Here is an 18,281-nt window from a genome sequence, read left to right on the forward strand (position 1 = left end):
TCGAATTGCGGTTTCGCAATTCGAATGGCGATTTGGTATATATGCAGTTATTGTACTGTTTATAACAGTGCATTTGCGCAATCCAACGCCATTACGGTCAAAACCATTATTTGCCCTAACCTGTGCAAAGGCGAATCAGCTTACCTCCTTGTATTTGAAGCCACTACGGGTAAGGTTTCAACCAATCGTGGGACGGTTCGTAATGATACGATTGCGGGAATTTTGCCCAAAAATGACTTTAAAGTGACCCTTACTTTTACCTCCGTTGATTCTTTGGTTTCTACCCAAATCGTTCCCTTACCCATTTGTGACCCTATTCTTCCCCTCCCTCCGCTTGTAAGCAGTCAAAGCCTGTGCGCTGGCAGTTCCATTACCCCTTTCAAGGCTTTTGCCACCGATGGGGCTACGGTTGATTGGTACGCTGACCCCCATAGCAGCATTCCGTTGAAGTCAGAAACATTGCAATTCACGCCTACCCAAGCAGGCACTTACTACGCCCGTTCGCGCTATACCGACACTGGTTGTACCAGTATAGCATCTACGCCAGTGGTCTTGGAAATAAAAAGGGCGGTATGCCCCGTCATAGGCATTAGAAAAGTACGCAAGTAAGGCTTTAGTTGACATCCAACAACCAAAGCCAAATGAAAGCCCTCCTTTGCAAACAGTACGGCCCGCCCGAATCCCTCGTAGTAGAAGAATTGTCTGCGCTCCACCCTCAAAAAAATCAAGTTGTAATCGCCGTCAAAGCCTGCGGGGTTAATTTCCCCGATACGCTTATTATTCAGGGAAAGTATCAGTTCAAGCCGCCTTTTCCTTTTTCGCCAGGTGGAGAGGCCGCGGGCGTTGTAAAAGAACTCGGAGAAGAAGTAAAACACCTAAAAGTAGGAGATAATGTGTTTGCCATGCCAGGATGGGGTGGTTTTGCCGAAGAACTGGTCGTAGATGCCAACCGTGCTTTTAGAATGCCGCCCTCGATGGATTACAACGTTGCCGCCTCACTCATGTATACTTACGGCACCTCCTACCACGCCCTCAAAGACCGCGCACAGTTGAAGGCTGGCGAAACCCTGCTGGTACTCGGAGCGGCAGGAGGAGTGGGTTTGGCCGCGGTCAATTTAGGAAAAATCATGGGTGCAAAAGTCATTGCAGCCGCTTCGAGCGACGAAAAACTGGCATTGTGTAAAGAATATGGCGCCGATGGACTCATTAATTATTCAAAAGAAGACCTGCGCGAAAGTCTAAAAACATTTACGGGCGGCGGAGTCGATGTAGTGTATGATCCTGTAGGCGGCTCCTACGCCGAGCCCGCTTTGCGCGCTCTAAACTGGAAAGGTCGCTATCTGGTGGTGGGTTTTGCAGCAGGACAAATCCCTGCTCTGCCCTTCAATTTGGCCTTATTAAAAGGCAGCGCTATCGTGGGCGTATTTTGGGGGGCGTTTGCCGAGAAAGAACCCAAAGCCAACTTTCAAAACATCACAGAGTTGTTTGAATTTTATCAAAAAGGAACGCTAAAACCTTATATTCAGAAAACGTATTCATTGGCTGAAGCGCCGCAGGCCCTCAACGACATGCTTGAACGGCGCGTAATGGGAAAGCTGGTAGTGACACCCTGACAAAACAAAAATGGGGCTCACGCCCCATTTTTGTTACTGTTTATTCATTTGATTATTTTTTATCCCACCATACACGAGTGTATTGATCATCAGCGCCTTGGCTGGTAACGATGGCATCGTAGTTGGTTTTATTCAACGTAGGTGCCGTAGTCGGATAAGCCATACGACGAGGAATTTCGGTGCCCCCGTTCAATGGTTTCTCAGCAGGTTTCAACACTGGGAACCCTGTTCTACGCCATTCTGCCCATGCTTCGCTATTCTGGTAAAACAAAGCAATCCACCGTTGGGTTGCAATTTGCTCAATAGCTTTGGCACTTGTAAATGCTACATCTGGTTGCGCGATATACTTATCAAAACCATCGGCCGTATACACGCCCCACTGCTCCATAGAAGCTTTGATGGCCGCTTCATACAACGTCTTGGCATTGCCAGAAATCCAACCCAACTGGGCCGCTTCAGCCTGCGCAAAAAGCACTTGGGCATAGGTCAACACATTGACTGGTGAGTTTTGCTGCCGCATGGTCGCTGCGGCCAGAGATACATCCTGCGCTTTCCAAGTAGGAGGAAAAACGCCGTAAGGAACGCCACGGTATGCTCCGTTGATATTTTTATCGGCAATAGCCGACAAGCGAGGATCACTCACTTTGTTTAAATAATCAACAAACGTACTCGCTACTGCAAAATCTTTGCGGTTGGTCGTAATGTAGTTGTTGTACAACGGATGCTCATTGTTTGCTTCTGACAAGTACCCGTACTTTACGTTATCGGCATTGGAAGCAAGCAATCCATCAGCTACCGCTGCGGCAAACTCCGCTTTACCTTTGGCAGGGTCTACTTTAGACAAACGCAGGGCGGCAATGGCGCGAAGCGAGTTGGCGAACTTTTTCCAACGTGCAATATTTCCACCCAACAAAATATCCCCTTGTACGGTTTTTCCACCGTCAAATTGCGCAGCAGCTTCCTTCCATTCTTTAAACAAATCAGTATAAATATCTTGCTGTTTGTCAAATTTGGGGTTAAAATCTCCCGCCGCCTTTAAAGCTTCCGAATAAGCGATATCTCCCCAACGGTCAGTCAGAAATTGAAAGAAATACGCTTTCAAAATACGGGCTGTCGCAATTTGGTTGGCGTTTGAACCCGTAGCGGCCGCATTACTTTTGGTAGCTGCATCGGTATTCTGCTGAATAATAAACTGTAGGTTCATCAAAGGTCCAGCATAGAATCCGTTGTAGTCGAAGTTAACCGTTTTGTAGCGCGATTCCTCAATGTAGGTTACATCACCGAAATGCTGTACGTAGAGGCCAGGTTGAATTCCAGTCACGGCGGCACCTACGTTACGCAGTGCGCCCGTCAGAATACTCGCCGTATTGGGGTTCGATGGGCTGTTTGGGCTGATGTTCATCGTCCCAAAATTATCGCCGCATGAGGTAGCTGCCGACAATAAGGCCGCTACGATGAAGGTATTTAAAATATATTTTTTCATGATTCAAATGCGTTTAATGCTTACAAACTCAATCTCAGGTTTAAACCAAACGAACGTACTGGAGGCAACTGACCACCTTCTGTCCAAAAAGTTTCAGATTCTGAAATATCCAGACCACCACCTACTGCGCTGTAAATCAACAACGGGTTACGAACGATGAATGAAATATTGGCAGATTTTACTTTCACACGCGACAACAGCGACTTTGGTAAGTTATACCCCAAAGCAACCTCACGGAGTTTGATGTAAGTTTGGTCGTAGGTCCACTGATCATTGAGCGCAAAGAATTTATCTTCGTACAATTCTTGGGTTTCTACGCGGGTGGTGTTTGGCTTGCCATCTTCGGTTACGGCATCCAACAATACGCCACCTCCAGCAGAAACTGGATCACGCTTTGGATTACCTAACTCGTTCAAACCAGCAGTTTCAGCGGCCAAACCTGCATACGCATTAAACATACGGGTGGTAGAGAAAAATCTTCCACCGACGATAAAGTCAGTATTGACGCGCAACGACAAATTGCGGTACGTAAAGCTGTTCAAGAAACCACCTTTAAAGGTTGGTAACACCGAACCGAGTGATTTTTGGTCATCTACAATGTAAAAACCATTGGCATCTACCACTCTTTTACCATCCAATGTGCGGATTTTTTTACCGACCAACAGTCCCCAATCTTCACCTTCACGGGCGTTGACGGTCAAAGTACGCCATGTTGGGCCACCCAATTGATAGTTGGTTAGGCCGTCTGCCAATTTGATTACTTTCGAACGGTTGCGGTCTAAGTTAATATCAAAATCCCAGTTGAAGCCACGTTCTGACTTAACAGGATTGGCAAAAATGTGTAATTCTAATCCTTTGGTTTGAATCAAGCCTGCGTTGATGATGGCGTTGCGATAGCCACTGGTAGGATCTACAGGAAGCGGAATAATCTGGTTCTTGTTGTCGTTTTGGTACCACGTAAACTCTACTCCGAAGCGATTGTTCATGAATTTCATGTCAATACCCGCTTCATACGAAGAAGACAAGCCGGGCTTCAAATCAGCATTGGGTAACAATGTTGGCAAATACTGAGTGGCATTTGAACCGAAGGCATTTCCAGTAGTGTACGTTTGGAAAATCTGGTACGGGCCTACATCGGTACCTACCTGTGCGTATCCTGCGCGCACTTTTGCATAAGACAATATCGGGTTTCTTGGCAACAACTCCGTCAAAATCACCCCACCCGAAAGGGAAGGATACAAGTAAGAATTGTTGGCAACTGGTAACGTAGAAGACCAGTCGTTGCGGAGAGATGCCTCCAGAAAAACGATGTCTTTGTAGCCCAAGCTCACGTTTCCATAGAGACTGTTTACCCGGCGCTCAAAACGGTTGTTGCTGATTGCAGGACGGTCTTTTGAAGCCGCAATATTGTAAAAGCCAGGGCTCGTCAATCCACCTGAAGTAGCCTGTCCAAATGTTTCGACTAAATTATAACGAATGTTTCCCCCCGCGTTGGCAACCACCGAAAGTTCACCAAATGTTTTATCGAAACTCAACAATCCTTCGTAGTTATTTTCACGTTGGTTTTGCAGATAGTTAGAATATGCTCCCAAACCACCCGCGTTCAGTGTTCCGTAGGCAATAATCGCATCTGATTTATACTGCTGTTGGTCGCGACGCGCCACTACCATTCCTTTTAGATACTTGGTAAATTGGTACGTCAGACCAAAATCACCGAACAAACGGGTGTCTGAACGGCTATTGGTGTTTTCGTACATTTGCGTATACGGGCTATCCCAATATTTAGGGCGTGAATCAAGCGGCCCGCCGATATTCCAGCTACGGAAAGTTCCGTCAGGATTTTTGTAGTTTTTCAGGTCTTCAATTTTAAGCTGACGTTGAAACCATTGGTTGAAAGAACCGATGGTCTGGTTGCCATAGCCATCTGCTGGTACGTTGGTACCTTTGGTAGATGTATAGTTGATGTTAAGATTTGCCGTCAGGTTTTTCAACAGTGTGATGCTGTTTTTAGCACTGATAAAATCCTTGGCTTGCTTTGAATTAGGAATAATTCCGTTGGTGATAATGTGCGTATAAGACACCCGCGACTGGAAGTTTTCTCCTCCTTTTGAAAAGGCAATGTTGGTGTTGTTGCTGATTGGCTTATTAAAAAAGTCACGCACGTTATTGGGTTGAGCCGAATAAGGCGTCAATTGTCCAAACTCAGGCCCTTGCTGCCACGAGAAAGCCGAACGGTGAGGCGAACCGTCAATTTTGGGTCCCCAGCTTTCATCGGCTGAATAATCTAGGAGTTTTTGGCCTTCAAATGCCTTCCAATCAGCAGGGTGAATGGCTGGATTGAAGGAGAATGTCTCCCAGTCTTGTGAATAACCACCACCGTATTCGTTCTGGAACTTAGGCAATAGGCCAATCATGTCCAAAGTGGTGCTATGATTGATGTCAAGCTTTGCCTCGCCCGATTTCGCTTTTTTGGTAGTAATAACTACTACACCGCCCGAAGCACGGTTTCCGTAAAGCGCAGTAGCAGAGGGCCCTTTCAACACCGACAATGATTCTACATCATCCATGTTTACCTGACTGATGTCAGTGGGAGTACCGTCTACTACGTAAAGTGGATCTCCGCCCGTCAGTGAGTTTACGCCACGAATACGAATATTGGGTGTACCGAATTTGGCGGCCGATTGCCCTAATACCTGTACCCCAGCGATTTTACCCGCTAAAGCATTGGCAACATTGGGGTCGCGTGCAGCGGTGATTTTGTCACCTTTTATTTCCTGCACAGAGTAGTTCAATGCTTTCTTGTCGCGGGAGATACCGAGAGCCGTTACGACCACTTCCTGAAGCTGCGTAGCATCTGGCATTAATCGAACGTCAATCACATTTTGTGTACCTACGGTTACTTCTTGATTGGTAAAACCAATGAAGCTAAATACGAGCTGAGAACCTGAGGGAACGGCAATTTTGTAGCTTCCCTCTGAATCCGTGGTGGCGCCGCGTGTAGTTCCGCGAACTGTAATACTTACTCCTGGGAGGATGGAGCCGTCGTCGGCAATTACTTTGCCCGTAATAGTGCGGTCTTGCGCAAACAGTGATATACTGCAAAGCAGCATTATCACCGCCGCTGGCAGTGTAAACCTTCTTTTCATACTTGTGATTTTTAGTTTAGATTAAGAATATCTATCTCAAAGATATGCCAATAACCACAAATTTTTTATAACGCGGAAAAATAAAACAAAAAAAATGCGACAAAGTATAGCTTTTTGAATACAAAAGGCCACTCCAAAGAGCGGCCTTTTGTATTCAGACATTAAGCTAAATCCCTATGGATTTGCATTATCCCAGTTAACTTCCGCCACTGGACGTTCGAGTCTTTCGAGCACTTTCATGCCTGCTACGGGCAAATATATCTCGCCCAACTTCTCATAACGACGCATATCTACCCACCGATGGCCTTCATAAAACAACGAATAAAGACGCTCTTTCAAAATAGTATTGATAAGGGCATCTTTGGTGGTGAGTCCTTTATAATCGGCAAGACCCGCCGCTTTCCGAACAATATTGATTAACCGCGTTGCTTCGGGAGCATTCCCCTGCTGCGCTGCAAGCTCAGCCGCAATCAGTACCAATTCTTCATTGCGAATAATCGACACGGGATCGTTGGCTCCAGTATAAACGCTCGTCAGATACTTTGAACTGTAGGTCACTCCCGACGTATAAGAGAGGGGAGCTGATTGTTCTTTTACTTTGGCTGCTACCCTAACATCGCCAGTTTCAGCATCTTCAATCAGTTTTTGAACCGCTACAATCCGCACCGTTGAGGTGTTCAACAACGGATTCTGCACATCTGGTGGAGTGGCATTGAAATTGTGTTTGGGACCCGCATTCAAGTCACCGGTGGCATCATAAAAAGTTTGTGTCAACAATGCGGCGGCTTTGGTAAAGTCTTTTTGATACAGCGCCACCCGCAAGGCTATGGCGCGGTTAAACTTCTTGAAAGCAGCAGGTGTTGTAAAACCCGCGTATCCCGAAGGTAAAGCAAATGGAAAAGCGGCACCTGCTCCGTCCAGCTGAGTTGCGCCTTCATCCAGTACTTTGGCGATGCCCGCCAATGACTCGGTATAACTCACCGCTTTACTGGGCTTGAAAGGGTCTTCAATGTTTAAACGAATACCGTTGGTATACTGCACATTAAGTTGATACAACATCGCCAATCCTTTAAACGTGTTTGCCAACCCACGGTAGCCACTTTTTTGCTGGTCAGTCACAGACGTAGTGATATTGAGAGAAGCAAGTGTAATGTTGGCATGACGTATCGGCAATCCGAAGTTGGTAGTGGCACCGTTATAAAAAGCTGAGTTATCAATCGGCCGCAGGCCATTCAGCTCGGTCATCCACCGCGACTCGGTCGAGTTAAAGTTAAATATCTCTTTGCCGAGCGTACCCACTACCTGAAGGTACGTAGCCAATCCATCGCGTGCTGTGGCTATTTGGCCGATGGCCAAGGCGTCCAATTGTGCTTTGGTGGCGTTATTTTGTACTGAACCTACGCTGGGGAAGTTAGGGTCATCGACAATATCTGTCTTGAGAACATTGCAGGAGTTAAGGCTGATTGCCGTCAATCCAGCGATTATAAAGGAATATCTTAAATTTTTCATTTTCATTTTGAGGTTATTTGTTAAGAACAAAAAACATACGGCGCTCATGAACTGACTCGCCTGTACTGCTGCCCATTAACTCGTTGCTAAAAATCAACCGACAAATGGAACATCATACGACGAACGAGCGGCGAACTTCCAATATCTACCCCGCTGCCCAGCGCAGCCGAACCAAAGTTGGAGTTTTCAGGGTCATAACCTGCTTTATAATCTGTCCAACGTAGCACATTATTGCCAGACACTCCTACGCGAACCCCTTCAACGACATTACCAAAGGCACTTTTCAAAACCGATTTCGGCACGCGGTAGTAAAGCGCTACCTCACGCAGTTTCAGAAAACTTACCACACTTGGGTTGTAACCAGGCTTTGGAACCCCATTTTCATCAACGCCATTTACATTCTGGCGATAAATCCCGTTGGGCGTTTTACCATCGCTACCCACTTCATCGGTTCCGTTCCAATCAGAGGTGTTACCGCCTTCATCCCACAATACGCGGGCAAGCGAGACCACCGTAAATTTGTGACGATAATTGAGCAACGCCGAAAACTCGAAATTTTTCAGGAATGAAATACGCTGATTGAGCGAGAATTCAAATTTAGGCTGCTGATCTCCATACACCGTCCACGAGGTCGCATAGTTGGGGTCGGTCACGGGAAGCGTCCGAGGTTGGCCTACAATTTGCGTAGGTGAAAATCCTTGCTTGATACGCCACTGACCGAAGGTAGCTCCAAATCCGCCCGTCAAACGCTCAGGAATATCCAAACGAGTGATTTCAGAACGGTTAAACCAAAAAATAGGTTGCACAAACCATGTGATGCTCTTATTTTTTACTAGGTCGGCCCCGAGCGTGATTTCCACTCCACGGTTGGTCATGTCAGCGGCGTTTACTACCGTTGAGCTTACCCCCGTAGTTGGCGCTGTCACCAATGGCTGAATCAAGTCAAATACTTTTTTATTATAAAGCGTAATTTCTCCCGTTACGCGGTTGTTGAATAAACCAAAGTCTACACCATATTCCAATTCAGTAGCTCGTTCAGGTTGAATAGCCACATTTCCTAAGGTAGTAGAAGGAGTCAAACCACCCAAACCACCGGTTCCGACCACGTTCAGCTGAGAAAACGGAACACCCCAGTTGGGCAATCCAGCGGTTTGACCGTAAGCGATACGCGGTTTGAGCTGTGAAATAGTATTACCGCCCCACTCACCGAATTTGGTCAAATTGATGGCCAAAGAAGCGCGCGGGAAAGCAAAAAATTTGTCGAAAGAATTCCCGTTAAGATTTGATTTATCGAAACGTACACCCACTGATGCAATGATTTTGTCGTCATAGTTGGCTTCCTGCTGGGCAAAAATCCCCACGTCGGTGTTTGAACGATATTCAACATCAGAACCGATTACCTTGGCGCGGCCTGGATTATAAACACCCGCCGGCAAACCACGCCCCCGTGTGAAGCTTAGACGCGTACGGTTGTTGAGCCGTACCAAGCCCGCCGAAGAAGTCAGGTTCAATTTGCTGTCCATCACCGTTTTGGTAAATACTCCTGAAATCTGCCAGTTGGTATTGATTACCTCTCCGCGCGTATCCTGAGAAAAACCCGGGTTGGCTTCTTTTAACTGAGATTGTAAATCTGAAGGCAGCCAAATCAATGAGAATTGATTCTGATAATCAAGGCCACCATTAAGTTTCAGCGTCAAGGAAGTTTTTTCATTGTTAATCAATCGGAAATTGGCATTGAAGCCTTGAAACACCCGGCTTACCTTTTGATTGTTCACGGCGCGGTCGCGAATAGCCAATAGGTTTTCACCTACGTTGGGGTCGTTGGGGTAATTGCCCAGGGCATCTGGCAATAAATTAATGTAGGGTCTGGTGTAAGGCAATGCATAGCCATAATTAGTGTTTGAGTTGTCATTTCCTGTCCAACCACGGTCGTTGTCTGACTGAACAAAGTTTGAACTTACCCCAAAATCAATCCAATTATTGAGTTTATGGTCAATGTTAGCCCGTATCGAATAGCGTTTAAAATCGGTATTTTTAATAATTCCCGTCTCGTCAGCAATGCTTCCGTTGACATAAAACTTGGTTTTTTCGGTCCCGCCCGTTACGCTCAGTCGTGTATTTTTTATCACACCTGTTTCTCCGAAAAGTACGCGTTCCCAGTCATTATACGTACCGTTTTGTTTGGCCGCCTTTAACAACGGAATATCATCTGCCGAAAAATAGTCGGTCAGTTTCTGCTCGGTCCAATCAGCCCCGCCGTAGTACGCTACCGCTTTCGACATGCCCAAATCTTGCCCGAAAGACACTTTGGTTAGGCCACCTTTGCCGCGCTTTGTGGTAATAATCACAACTCCTGCGTTGGCTCGCGTTCCGTAGATAGCCGCCGCCGAAGAGCCTTTCAAGACTTCCATGCTTTCTATGTCGTCGGGATTTAAATCAGCTAAGCGGTTGGCGTTGTTATCTTGGCTAGATGCAGCACTCCCCCCCGTTGCTTTGTTGGCTTGTGAGCGTCCGTTTGAGTATTGGCCGTTGTCAATGTACACGCCATCTACAATAAACAGCGGCTGCGAGGCCGAGCTCCCCAAAGTGGAAACGCCCCTGAACTGAACGTTAAAACCTCCCCCGGGCATTGAACCATTGGCCTGAATGTTGGCCCCGGCAAGTTTTCCCTGCAACGCCCCGTCGGCTGTTACGGGCGACGTGGTTCCCGTTAAATCTTTGGCAGAAAGTGTGGAAACAGCATTGGCCAAATTGGAGCGTTTTACGTTGGTAGCCAAACCAGATACCACCACTTCTTCCAGTTGGCGAGAATCTTCAGTTAGGACAACATCCAACGTGGAACGGCTCCCAGGGGTTTCTTCTTTACTTGAAAAACCCACGTAACTAAAAATGACTTTAGCATTGGCCGGAACGTCGATTTTGTACGTCCCGTCGGCGCCACTTGTGGCCCCTCTATTCGTTCCTTTTACCAATATTGACACTCCAGGCAGTGGATTACCCGCCCCGTCGGTCACTTTACCCGTCAGGGATTGTCCCTGCGCCCACACCGAAATGCACGACATCAGCATTGCCAACGCCACTGCAAGCGTAAATTGTTTTCTCATACGATTTAGTTGAAATTAAGGTAAATTAGTTGTCTTTTATGAAGGGAATTGCAATAATAATAATTTAAACATACCGTTTTTCATCCATACAAAATTTGGTTTTTAGTTTATAATTAAAAATAAATATAAAGTTTTACAAAAAAACAATCACAACAATAAAACATTTATTTATGCCAAACAATACCTGATGATGTTTAAAAATCAAAATCTTATTTTTCTATTTGTCTTGTGTATTTGTTTTTTTATTTACTTTGCAAAACAAAGTTCTTTTTATGATAAAAAGCAAAATACTCCTACTGTTTCTTCTATCTGGTATTGGTATTGTGATGCTGGCGGGGCGAATTGCCCTTACGGGCTCTCTTGAGCATTGGGGATTATTCTGGAATTTATTTTTGGCGTGGCTTCCATTAGTTTGTGCTTATGTGACTCGTCAATGTTGGCAACGCGGACTACTAAATCATTATGGATTTTTGGCAGGAATGATTTTATGGCTGCTACTCTTTCCCAACGCGCCTTATTTAATTACAGACCTAATTCATCTGAAGGAAGTACCCGATTATCTCCTTTGGTATGATTCCCTTATGACCTTCTCTTTTGCACTGGCGGGTTTGCTTACGGGGCTGTATTCCGTTTTGATGATTCATCGGCTGATCGAACAAATGACCCATCGGATTGCGGCTTGGGTAATTATAGCGGGATGTTTGATTTTATCGAGTTATGGCGTTTATTTGGGTCGTTTTGGACGCTGGAACAGCTGGGATGTACTTACCAACCCTTTTTATCTTGTTAAATATAGCGTTTCTAATTTACATAATCCAATGGCCATGAAACTAACCGTTACCTTTTCACTGGCCATGCTTATTATGTATATTGCTTTTTGGATTTATACCTTAAAAACCAAGGTGGAAGAAAATGTTTAAAATGAAAAATCACTTTCATCCAAACACAGAATTTAACTAACCAAACCGACGACGAAATAACCGATTGAATCTAATACACAATTATGGTCAACGTACGAAAAATGCTCCGTAGCTTTGGTTATGCCGTAGAAGGAATGGTCGCTTTGTTTCGATATGAAAACAATGCCCGTTTCCATCTATTGGCCGCGTTGGTCGTAGTCATTGCGGGGATAATTATTGGCCTTACGTACTTAGATTGGGTGCTAATCACTATCGTGGTTGGTGGCGTTTGGGCCGCTGAAGCCTTCAATACCGCCATTGAAAAATTGTGTGATGTGGTATCCCCTGGTATTCATCCCCAAATCAAGGCGGTTAAAGATCTAGCGGCGGCTGGGGTGCTGATTATGGCTGGAACAGCAGCCCTGACAGGAGTTATTATTTTTGGTAAAGCTATTATAAACTCATTCTCTTTTACCTTTTAACTATCATGAATTCTCAACAAGATTCGATTCAGGCTCTTTCAGAAATCCGAGACTTAATGCATCGGTCCTCTAAATTCCTTTCTCTCAGCGGATTGTCAGGGATTTTTGCGGGCATTACGGCACTTATCGGAGCTTCGGTTGCTTATTTGAGGCTAAAAACAGACGCCTTCAATTACGAAAGCAGCGAGCAAATGACCGCACTCACCCGACGAGACATGATTGAATTTATCTTGATAGACGGCTCCATTGTACTAGTGGTGGCCATTTTATTGGGTTGTTTTTTTACGATTCGTAAAGCTAAAAAATCAGGTCAGAGCGTTTGGAATCCTGTTTCTAAACGCATGTTAACCAGCTTATTAATTCCGTTGGTTACAGGGGGAGTTTTCTGTTTGGCTATGTTTTACAGAAATATGCTGTGGGTAAGCTTTCCAGCTACGCTCATTTTTTATGGTTTGGCCCTACTCAACGCCAGCAAATACACCGTTCGCGACCTCGAATATTTAGGTATCTTGGAAGTAATCTTAGGCCTGATTTCTTTATTTTTGACCGGGTATAATCTTTTGGTCTGGGCTTTTGGATTCGGTGTATTACACATTGTTTACGGTACATTGATGTATTTTAAGTACGAAAGAGGAACTTCTCATTCATAAGTCACTCTTTTACAAACAATTATTAACTAATAACGAATGCTCGAACATTTCAATAAAGCCTTTGAGAGTAAAGCGCGGCTGGGAATCATGTCGGTATTAATGGTCAATGAATCGTTGAGTTTTAATGCACTCAAAGAGTTACTCAACCTCACCGACGGCAACCTTGCCACTCATCTGCGCGCGCTTGAAGAGCAGGGGTACTTGCTTGTTCGGAAACAATTTGTGGGCAGAAAGCCCAATACTACTTACGGCGCCACATCTGAAGGCCGTCTGGCGTTTACCAATCACCTCAATGCGCTGGAGGCGTTTATCCGAACGGGGCAATATTAGAAACAAAAAATGCCTGATACCGAAGCATCAGGCACTTAACAACCCTCTCAGGAAGGCTTTATTTTCCTCCAATTGGAATCAAAATCCCGATAGAGCCTTGAATGTTACGCACAAAGCTTTTTTCATTGGCATCTAAATCGCCGTCGTCATTTCCCAAACCGTAGTAATAACGGCCTTCGATTAACAATTGAGCTTTTCCTAAACCAAGCGATATTCCGGCGCCTCCTACTGCACCGTACTCAATCCGGGAGTCTTCTTTATCAAATTTAATGTCTGATTCGGTCGTTTGTTGGTTGAGTGTTGCTTTTGCTTTGCCATTAAGTGCATAGCTTCCATAACCTCCTCCGTTGATAAAAAACTTAAATGATTCGCCTCCCAACGCAAATCTGAGCAATACAGGCACGGTCACAGTATTGATTTTGCTCTCTCCTGAAAGGGTAATTCCGCCTTGTGTGGTGGTCAATTTTGCGCCAACCTGCGAGTATAAAATTTCGGGCTGTACCGAAAACACTTTTCCGCCAAAGCTCAAAATAAGACCTCCGTGGTAGCCAATGATGGGTTCAAGAGTTACGCCAGAACTTGTTTGTGACGAAGGAACCGAGAAATTGCAGTAATTCGCGCCACCCCGTAGACCCACCTTAAACTTAAATCCGCCTTCTTCGGCAGGAGCTGCGGCTTTGGGGGCTGGTGCGGGGGCTGATTTTTGGGCAGTTTGAGGTTTAGTTGTCGATTTAGGGGGCGTAGTTGTCTTTGATTTAGTAGGCTGAGTGGCAGGTTTTTTATTTGTATTTCCGTGTAGCTTATCATACATTTCCTGCATACTCTGACTCGGCTGAGGCTCAGCGGGTTTGGTCGGAGTAGTCGTTTGCGCATACATGCTGCCCGAAGTAATCGCTACCGTCAGGGTCGCACCGAAAATTAACGTAAGGAGTCTGTTCATATAGAGTAGATAAAATAGATATGGGTTTGCGGTACTTTGTGTAAAGTAACGGTTTTTGAAACACAAAATTCGATACTTATTCCCATTTTTTTTAGAGGGATAGTACTATCTTTTGGTAGGTGTTTCTACGTGTTTTTACTTAAAATCAACCAATACCAATACTTTATCGGTTACCAACTGCCCGCTTCGCAAACCAGCCCCCCAAGAATCACCGCTTTTGATGATGCGTACTGCCTCTTCAAAAAGCGACGAATCTGCCTTATTAATAGCCTTAAAATCAACTAACTCTCCCGAAGAGGTTACCACAAAAGAAAGCCTAACCTGCCCTCTTGGTGCCTGAGGATTTTGGGTGATATAGGCTTTGGCTGAATTCTCAAGGTAGTTTTTGTATTTTTCCCAACCGTTTTTGGGAGTAGCTTCTTGGCTCATTATTTTAGCATTTCTTGACGGTGCGGTTACCACCACTTCACTCAAAGGCTGCTCATCTTCCTTCAATACAATGGGAGCAATGATGGAATCGCTGACGGTGAGTTGTATTTTCTCAAACCCCACCGACAAGACCGTGATTTGGTCGCCTCGGCGTACATTTGGCAACGTAAAATTGCCTCCTACATCGGTACTCACGCCCCTCAACTGGTTTTTAAGCTGTAACGCCACTCCCGGCAACGCTTCCAGGTTGGCGGTCAGCACCTTACCACGAACCGTAAAAACCTCCTCATTTTTGACCGCACTAAATGCACTTCGTTTGGATAATGCCACCGTCGGAGCCATCGCAATTCTCTCGGGCATTTTTGGATTCACGGCCACATTTTGCCCCGAATCCAACATTTGTATGGCCGCAGGAGCTACCTCCAGCGAAGGCACATCACTCGCCTTTTCTTCTAGCTCTAGCGTTGGCGCTGGTTTGAATGCCGCTGTGATTTCTGCCACAGCCTCTTTTTTAGGCGTGGACACAGGTTTGCGGTCAAAACGCTCCGCTTTGGCCGAAGAAGCAATCGAGGGCAGCGGGCTTCCTACTTCAGCAGGCACCGATTCAGGCTTGAGTACGGGTGGCGGTTGTTGTAGCGCAATGGCCGTCGAAGCCTTCGCGGGCATTTCTGCCTTCTGGGTCAACCACCAACCCAACCCCACAACCAACACTACCGCCGCTGCCGAGGCATAATAGTACGGCAGCCACGACCGTTGCCGTTTTTGTACGCGTTGGTGGAGTCGCTCACGTAGCTCCTCTAAGGCTTTTTTATCCTCTACGTTAGCGTTTTTTATCTTCCGTAAACCTTCGATTGTATCATCAATCCGCTCGTTTTCCAACGCCGCTTTTTCAATTTGATGTTGCTCAGCAGGCGACAACTCCCCCGCCACATAACGGCGCAGTTGCTCATTTGAAGGTTCGATGTGTTTTTTAGGTTTAGTCATGCTGTTTGCCCTCCATGCACAGTTTCAAATTTCGCTTGCCATTTTGGAGATAACTTTTGACTTTGGTGATTGCAAAACCCGTTTGCTCGGCAATCTGTTGATAACATAACTGTTGGAAATAAAACAACTCTACGCTGCGGCGCTGCTCTTGCGCGAGGGTTTGCAGACAATCCCCCAAATCAGATAATTGAGCCTCTATTCGCCAACCCTCTTTTTCGGGCGGCTCGGCCACGAAATTTTCGTAAGCTTCCTGCTCAAAAATCCCCTCATCCCCCACCGCTACCCGTTTTTGGCGGAGTTGCATCAGGCAATAATTACGCGCCACGCTGTGCAACCAGCTTTTGAAGTTTTGAACTTCGTAGGTTTTTAAATCCGTAACCAATTGTTCAAACACCTGCATTACCGCATCTTTGGCTTCGTCTTCTTGCCGCAAATACCGAAAGCACACCGCAAAAACCATGTCCATGTGTCGCTCATATAGCTCTCCTAGCCCCGTCAAATCGCCCGTGCGACGGTAGTCCGACAGGTATTCGGCATCGGTGAGTGCGGTTTTACGACGAAATATTTTTAGAAACAAGGGATAAGAGGTGTTTTGAATCGAAAAATGATAAACTAAAAAATAATAAACCGTTTGGACGGCTCCGCGTAAAATGTAAAAGTCAGGAGTGAAAAAATGGAGCCTGCCTTCCACTAAAACATACTTTTGCTCTTAGATGCAGGGTTTACGTTTTTTCCATAAAAAAATTTTAAAAACTTTTATGGAATCTTTAATATCCCTGCATCTAATGGTTGAAACTAAAAATTACAACCATGAAAACAAAATTCTTTTGCCTGATTTTTAGCCTATTGGCTTTTTACGCTTGCGCCCAGTCTACGCCCGTCGCGGTGACGGGAATCGTTTCGGAAGCGGGCACCAAAGTACCACTTGCGGGAGTGACTGTTTTTATCAAAAACACCAAAACGGGCACCATCACCGACGCCCAAGGCAGGTACGCCATTCGTGCCAAAACAGGGGATAAACTCCTATTCTCATTCATTGGCTACCAAGGTGTCGAACGAAAAATCGGGGCCGATTTGGTGATAAATGTGGCTTTGAAAATAGATAATCAACCACTTCAAGAAGTAGCGGTGGTAACTGGAAGAGCCGCACCTAATGCTAAAATGCAAACATTTGCGGTACAGCCAGCAGCAATGCCCAGCCTGATTCACGACGGCCAATTCAACACAGAGGAATACAAGGCATTGAACGAAAACATTTTTCACGATGCCAAGAAAAACCCATTGACTACTTTTTCTATTGATGTAGACCGGGCGGCTTACAGCAATGTGCGCCGAATGCTCAATTTAGGGCAATTTCCCCAACGGGATGTTGTCCGTATCGAAGAACTGATTAACTATTTTGACTACGATTATTCCCAACCCAAAGGCGAACATCCCGTAGCCATCCACACCGAGATTTCGGATTCGCCTTGGAACAAAGGTTTGAAATTGGTACACATTGGGCTGCAAGCCAAAACCATTCAGACCGACCATCTGCCCGCGTCCAATCTGGTGTTTTTAGTAGACGTGTCGGGCTCGATGAACTGGGTCAACAAATTGCCGTTGGTCAAAGAAGCCTTCAAACTCCTCGTTGACCAGCTTCGCCCCAACGACCGCGTGGCCATTGTGGTGTATGCGGGTGCGGCAGGGATGGTCTTACCATCCACGGCTGGAAATCAAACGGCCACCATCAAAGATGCCCTCGACAAACTCAGCGCGGGCGGCTCCACGGCGGGCGGCGAAGGCATCAAACTAGCCTACAAAATTGCACAAGAAAATTTTATCAAAGGTGGCAACAACCGCGTGATTTTGGCAAGCGACGGTGATTTTAACGTGGGGGTTTCGAGCGAAGGAGAATTGCAGCAAGTGGTGGAAGAAAAACGCAAAAGCGGGGTGTATTTGAGCGTTTTAGGCTTTGGAATGGGTAATTACAAAGACAATAAAATGGAAACACTGGCCGACAAAGGCAACGGCAACTACGCTTACATCGACAACTTGCAGGAAGCTCAAAAAGTGTTTGTGCACGAATTTGGCGGAACGCTCTTTACCGTCGCCAAAGATGTAAAACTACAGTTGGAGTTTAACCCCAAATTTGTCAAAGGCTACCGATTGATTGGTTACGAAAACAGAATGCTAAAAAATGAGGAATTTCATGATGACAAAAAAGACGCGGGTGAAATGGGCAGCGGGCATACCGTAACGGCCCTCTACGAAATCATCCCTGCAGGCGTAGAAAGTGCCTATTTGGCCAAAGTCGATGACTTAAAATACCAAAAGCCAGTTGAGACTACCTCCGCTTTGGATGAAGTTTTGACGATAAAACTGCGCTATAAACAGCCCGACAGCGAAACCAGTCGTTTGTTTGAAATTCCGGTACGCGATACACACACGCCTTTTGTGCGTACTTCTGACAATTTCCGTTTTGCAGCGGCCGTGGCCGAATGGGGATTATTGCTGCGAAAATCTGAATTTAAGGGCAACGCTACCTACGAGCAGGTGATTCAAACGGCACAAAATGCATTAACCAAAGACCCAGAAGGGTATCGCGCGGAGTTTGTGCGTTTGGTTAAGTTGGCCCAATCGTTAGACAAAAAAGACATAGTTGCCCAAAAAGAAGATTAAAGCAAAAATCCACAAATGGATTAGTTATCAACAATTTATGTGGACAACTAA

General features: G+C 45.8%; 14 protein-coding genes. 7 read left to right on the forward strand and 7 right to left on the reverse strand.

Going from position 1 to position 18,281, the window contains the following annotated elements:
- Positions 1-24: 24 nt before the first annotated feature.
- Together DVG78_RS14785 and DVG78_RS14790 are read left to right on the forward strand one after the other, a co-directional pair.
- Positions 25-609, forward strand: a complete 585-nt coding sequence (locus DVG78_RS14785) for an Ig-like domain-containing protein (RefSeq protein ID WP_114461844.1) — start codon at positions 25-27, stop codon at positions 607-609.
- Positions 610-641: 32 nt separating this feature from the next.
- Positions 642-1,613 (forward strand): NADPH:quinone oxidoreductase family protein, encoded by a 972-nt coding sequence (locus DVG78_RS14790; RefSeq protein WP_114461845.1) that lies wholly within the window; start codon positions 642-644, stop codon positions 1,611-1,613.
- 52 nt (positions 1,614-1,665) lie between these two features.
- On the opposite strand, the gene DVG78_RS14795 is transcribed toward DVG78_RS14790, so the two are convergent.
- From DVG78_RS14795 to DVG78_RS14810, 4 genes are all read right to left on the reverse strand, one after another.
- A complete protein-coding gene (locus DVG78_RS14795) occupies positions 1,666-3,096 on the reverse strand; it encodes a SusD/RagB family nutrient-binding outer membrane lipoprotein (RefSeq protein WP_114461846.1) in 1,431 nt (476 codons plus the stop codon).
- Between the two features lie 20 nt (positions 3,097-3,116).
- Positions 3,117-6,242 carry a SusC/RagA family TonB-linked outer membrane protein gene (locus tag DVG78_RS14800; protein WP_114461847.1) on the reverse strand — a complete coding sequence of 1,042 codons (3,126 nt, stop codon included), beginning with the start codon at positions 6,240-6,242 and terminating at the stop codon, positions 3,117-3,119.
- A 174-nt stretch (positions 6,243-6,416) separates the two neighbouring features.
- Positions 6,417-7,751, reverse strand: a complete 1,335-nt coding sequence (locus tag DVG78_RS14805; RefSeq protein ID WP_114461931.1) for a RagB/SusD family nutrient uptake outer membrane protein — start codon at positions 7,749-7,751, stop codon at positions 6,417-6,419.
- 86 nt (positions 7,752-7,837) lie between these two features.
- The gene (locus tag DVG78_RS14810) at positions 7,838-10,855 is read right to left on the reverse strand and encodes a SusC/RagA family TonB-linked outer membrane protein (RefSeq protein ID WP_229598233.1); all 3,018 of its coding nucleotides are present in this window, start codon (positions 10,853-10,855) and stop codon (positions 7,838-7,840) included.
- Positions 10,856-11,127: 272 nt separating this feature from the next.
- Here DVG78_RS14810 and DVG78_RS14815 point away from each other — a divergent pair, with 272 nt between their 5' ends.
- From DVG78_RS14815 to DVG78_RS14830, 4 genes are all read left to right on the forward strand, one after another.
- Positions 11,128-11,775, forward strand: a complete 648-nt coding sequence (locus DVG78_RS14815) for a DUF1361 domain-containing protein (protein WP_147277090.1) — start codon at positions 11,128-11,130, stop codon at positions 11,773-11,775.
- Positions 11,776-11,876: 101 nt separating this feature from the next.
- Positions 11,877-12,236, forward strand: coding sequence for a diacylglycerol kinase family protein (locus tag DVG78_RS14820; RefSeq protein ID WP_310589127.1), 360 nt, complete (start codon positions 11,877-11,879; stop codon positions 12,234-12,236).
- 5 nt (positions 12,237-12,241) lie between these two features.
- A complete protein-coding gene (locus tag DVG78_RS14825) occupies positions 12,242-12,886 on the forward strand; it encodes a hypothetical protein (protein WP_114461850.1) in 645 nt (214 codons plus the stop codon).
- A 36-nt stretch (positions 12,887-12,922) separates the two neighbouring features.
- Complete coding sequence (locus DVG78_RS14830) at positions 12,923-13,216, forward strand: winged helix-turn-helix domain-containing protein (RefSeq protein WP_114461851.1); 294 nt, start codon at positions 12,923-12,925, stop codon at positions 13,214-13,216.
- 58 nt (positions 13,217-13,274) lie between these two features.
- Here the strand turns inward: DVG78_RS14830 and DVG78_RS14835 are convergent, their stop codons facing one another.
- The 3 genes from DVG78_RS14835 to DVG78_RS14845 form a co-directional block, all read right to left on the reverse strand.
- Complete coding sequence (locus DVG78_RS14835) at positions 13,275-14,156, reverse strand: porin family protein (RefSeq protein ID WP_114461852.1); 882 nt, start codon at positions 14,154-14,156, stop codon at positions 13,275-13,277.
- A 135-nt stretch (positions 14,157-14,291) separates the two neighbouring features.
- Positions 14,292-15,569 (reverse strand): carboxypeptidase-like regulatory domain-containing protein, encoded by a 1,278-nt coding sequence (locus DVG78_RS14840; RefSeq protein ID WP_114461853.1) that lies wholly within the window; start codon positions 15,567-15,569, stop codon positions 14,292-14,294.
- Positions 15,562-16,146 (reverse strand): RNA polymerase sigma factor, encoded by a 585-nt coding sequence (locus DVG78_RS14845; protein WP_114461933.1) that lies wholly within the window; start codon positions 16,144-16,146, stop codon positions 15,562-15,564. The genes DVG78_RS14840 and DVG78_RS14845 overlap by 8 nt, the downstream gene beginning before the upstream one ends.
- Positions 16,147-16,379: 233 nt before the next feature.
- On the opposite strand from DVG78_RS14845, the gene DVG78_RS14850 reads away from it, so the two are divergent.
- The gene (locus tag DVG78_RS14850; RefSeq protein ID WP_114461934.1) at positions 16,380-18,230 is read left to right on the forward strand and encodes a vWA domain-containing protein; all 1,851 of its coding nucleotides are present in this window, start codon (positions 16,380-16,382) and stop codon (positions 18,228-18,230) included.
- The last annotated feature ends 51 nt before the right edge of the window (positions 18,231-18,281 follow it).

It is taken from the genome of Runella aurantiaca (assembly GCF_003339505.1).
GTDB lineage: Bacteria > Bacteroidota > Bacteroidia > Cytophagales > Spirosomataceae > Runella > Runella aurantiaca.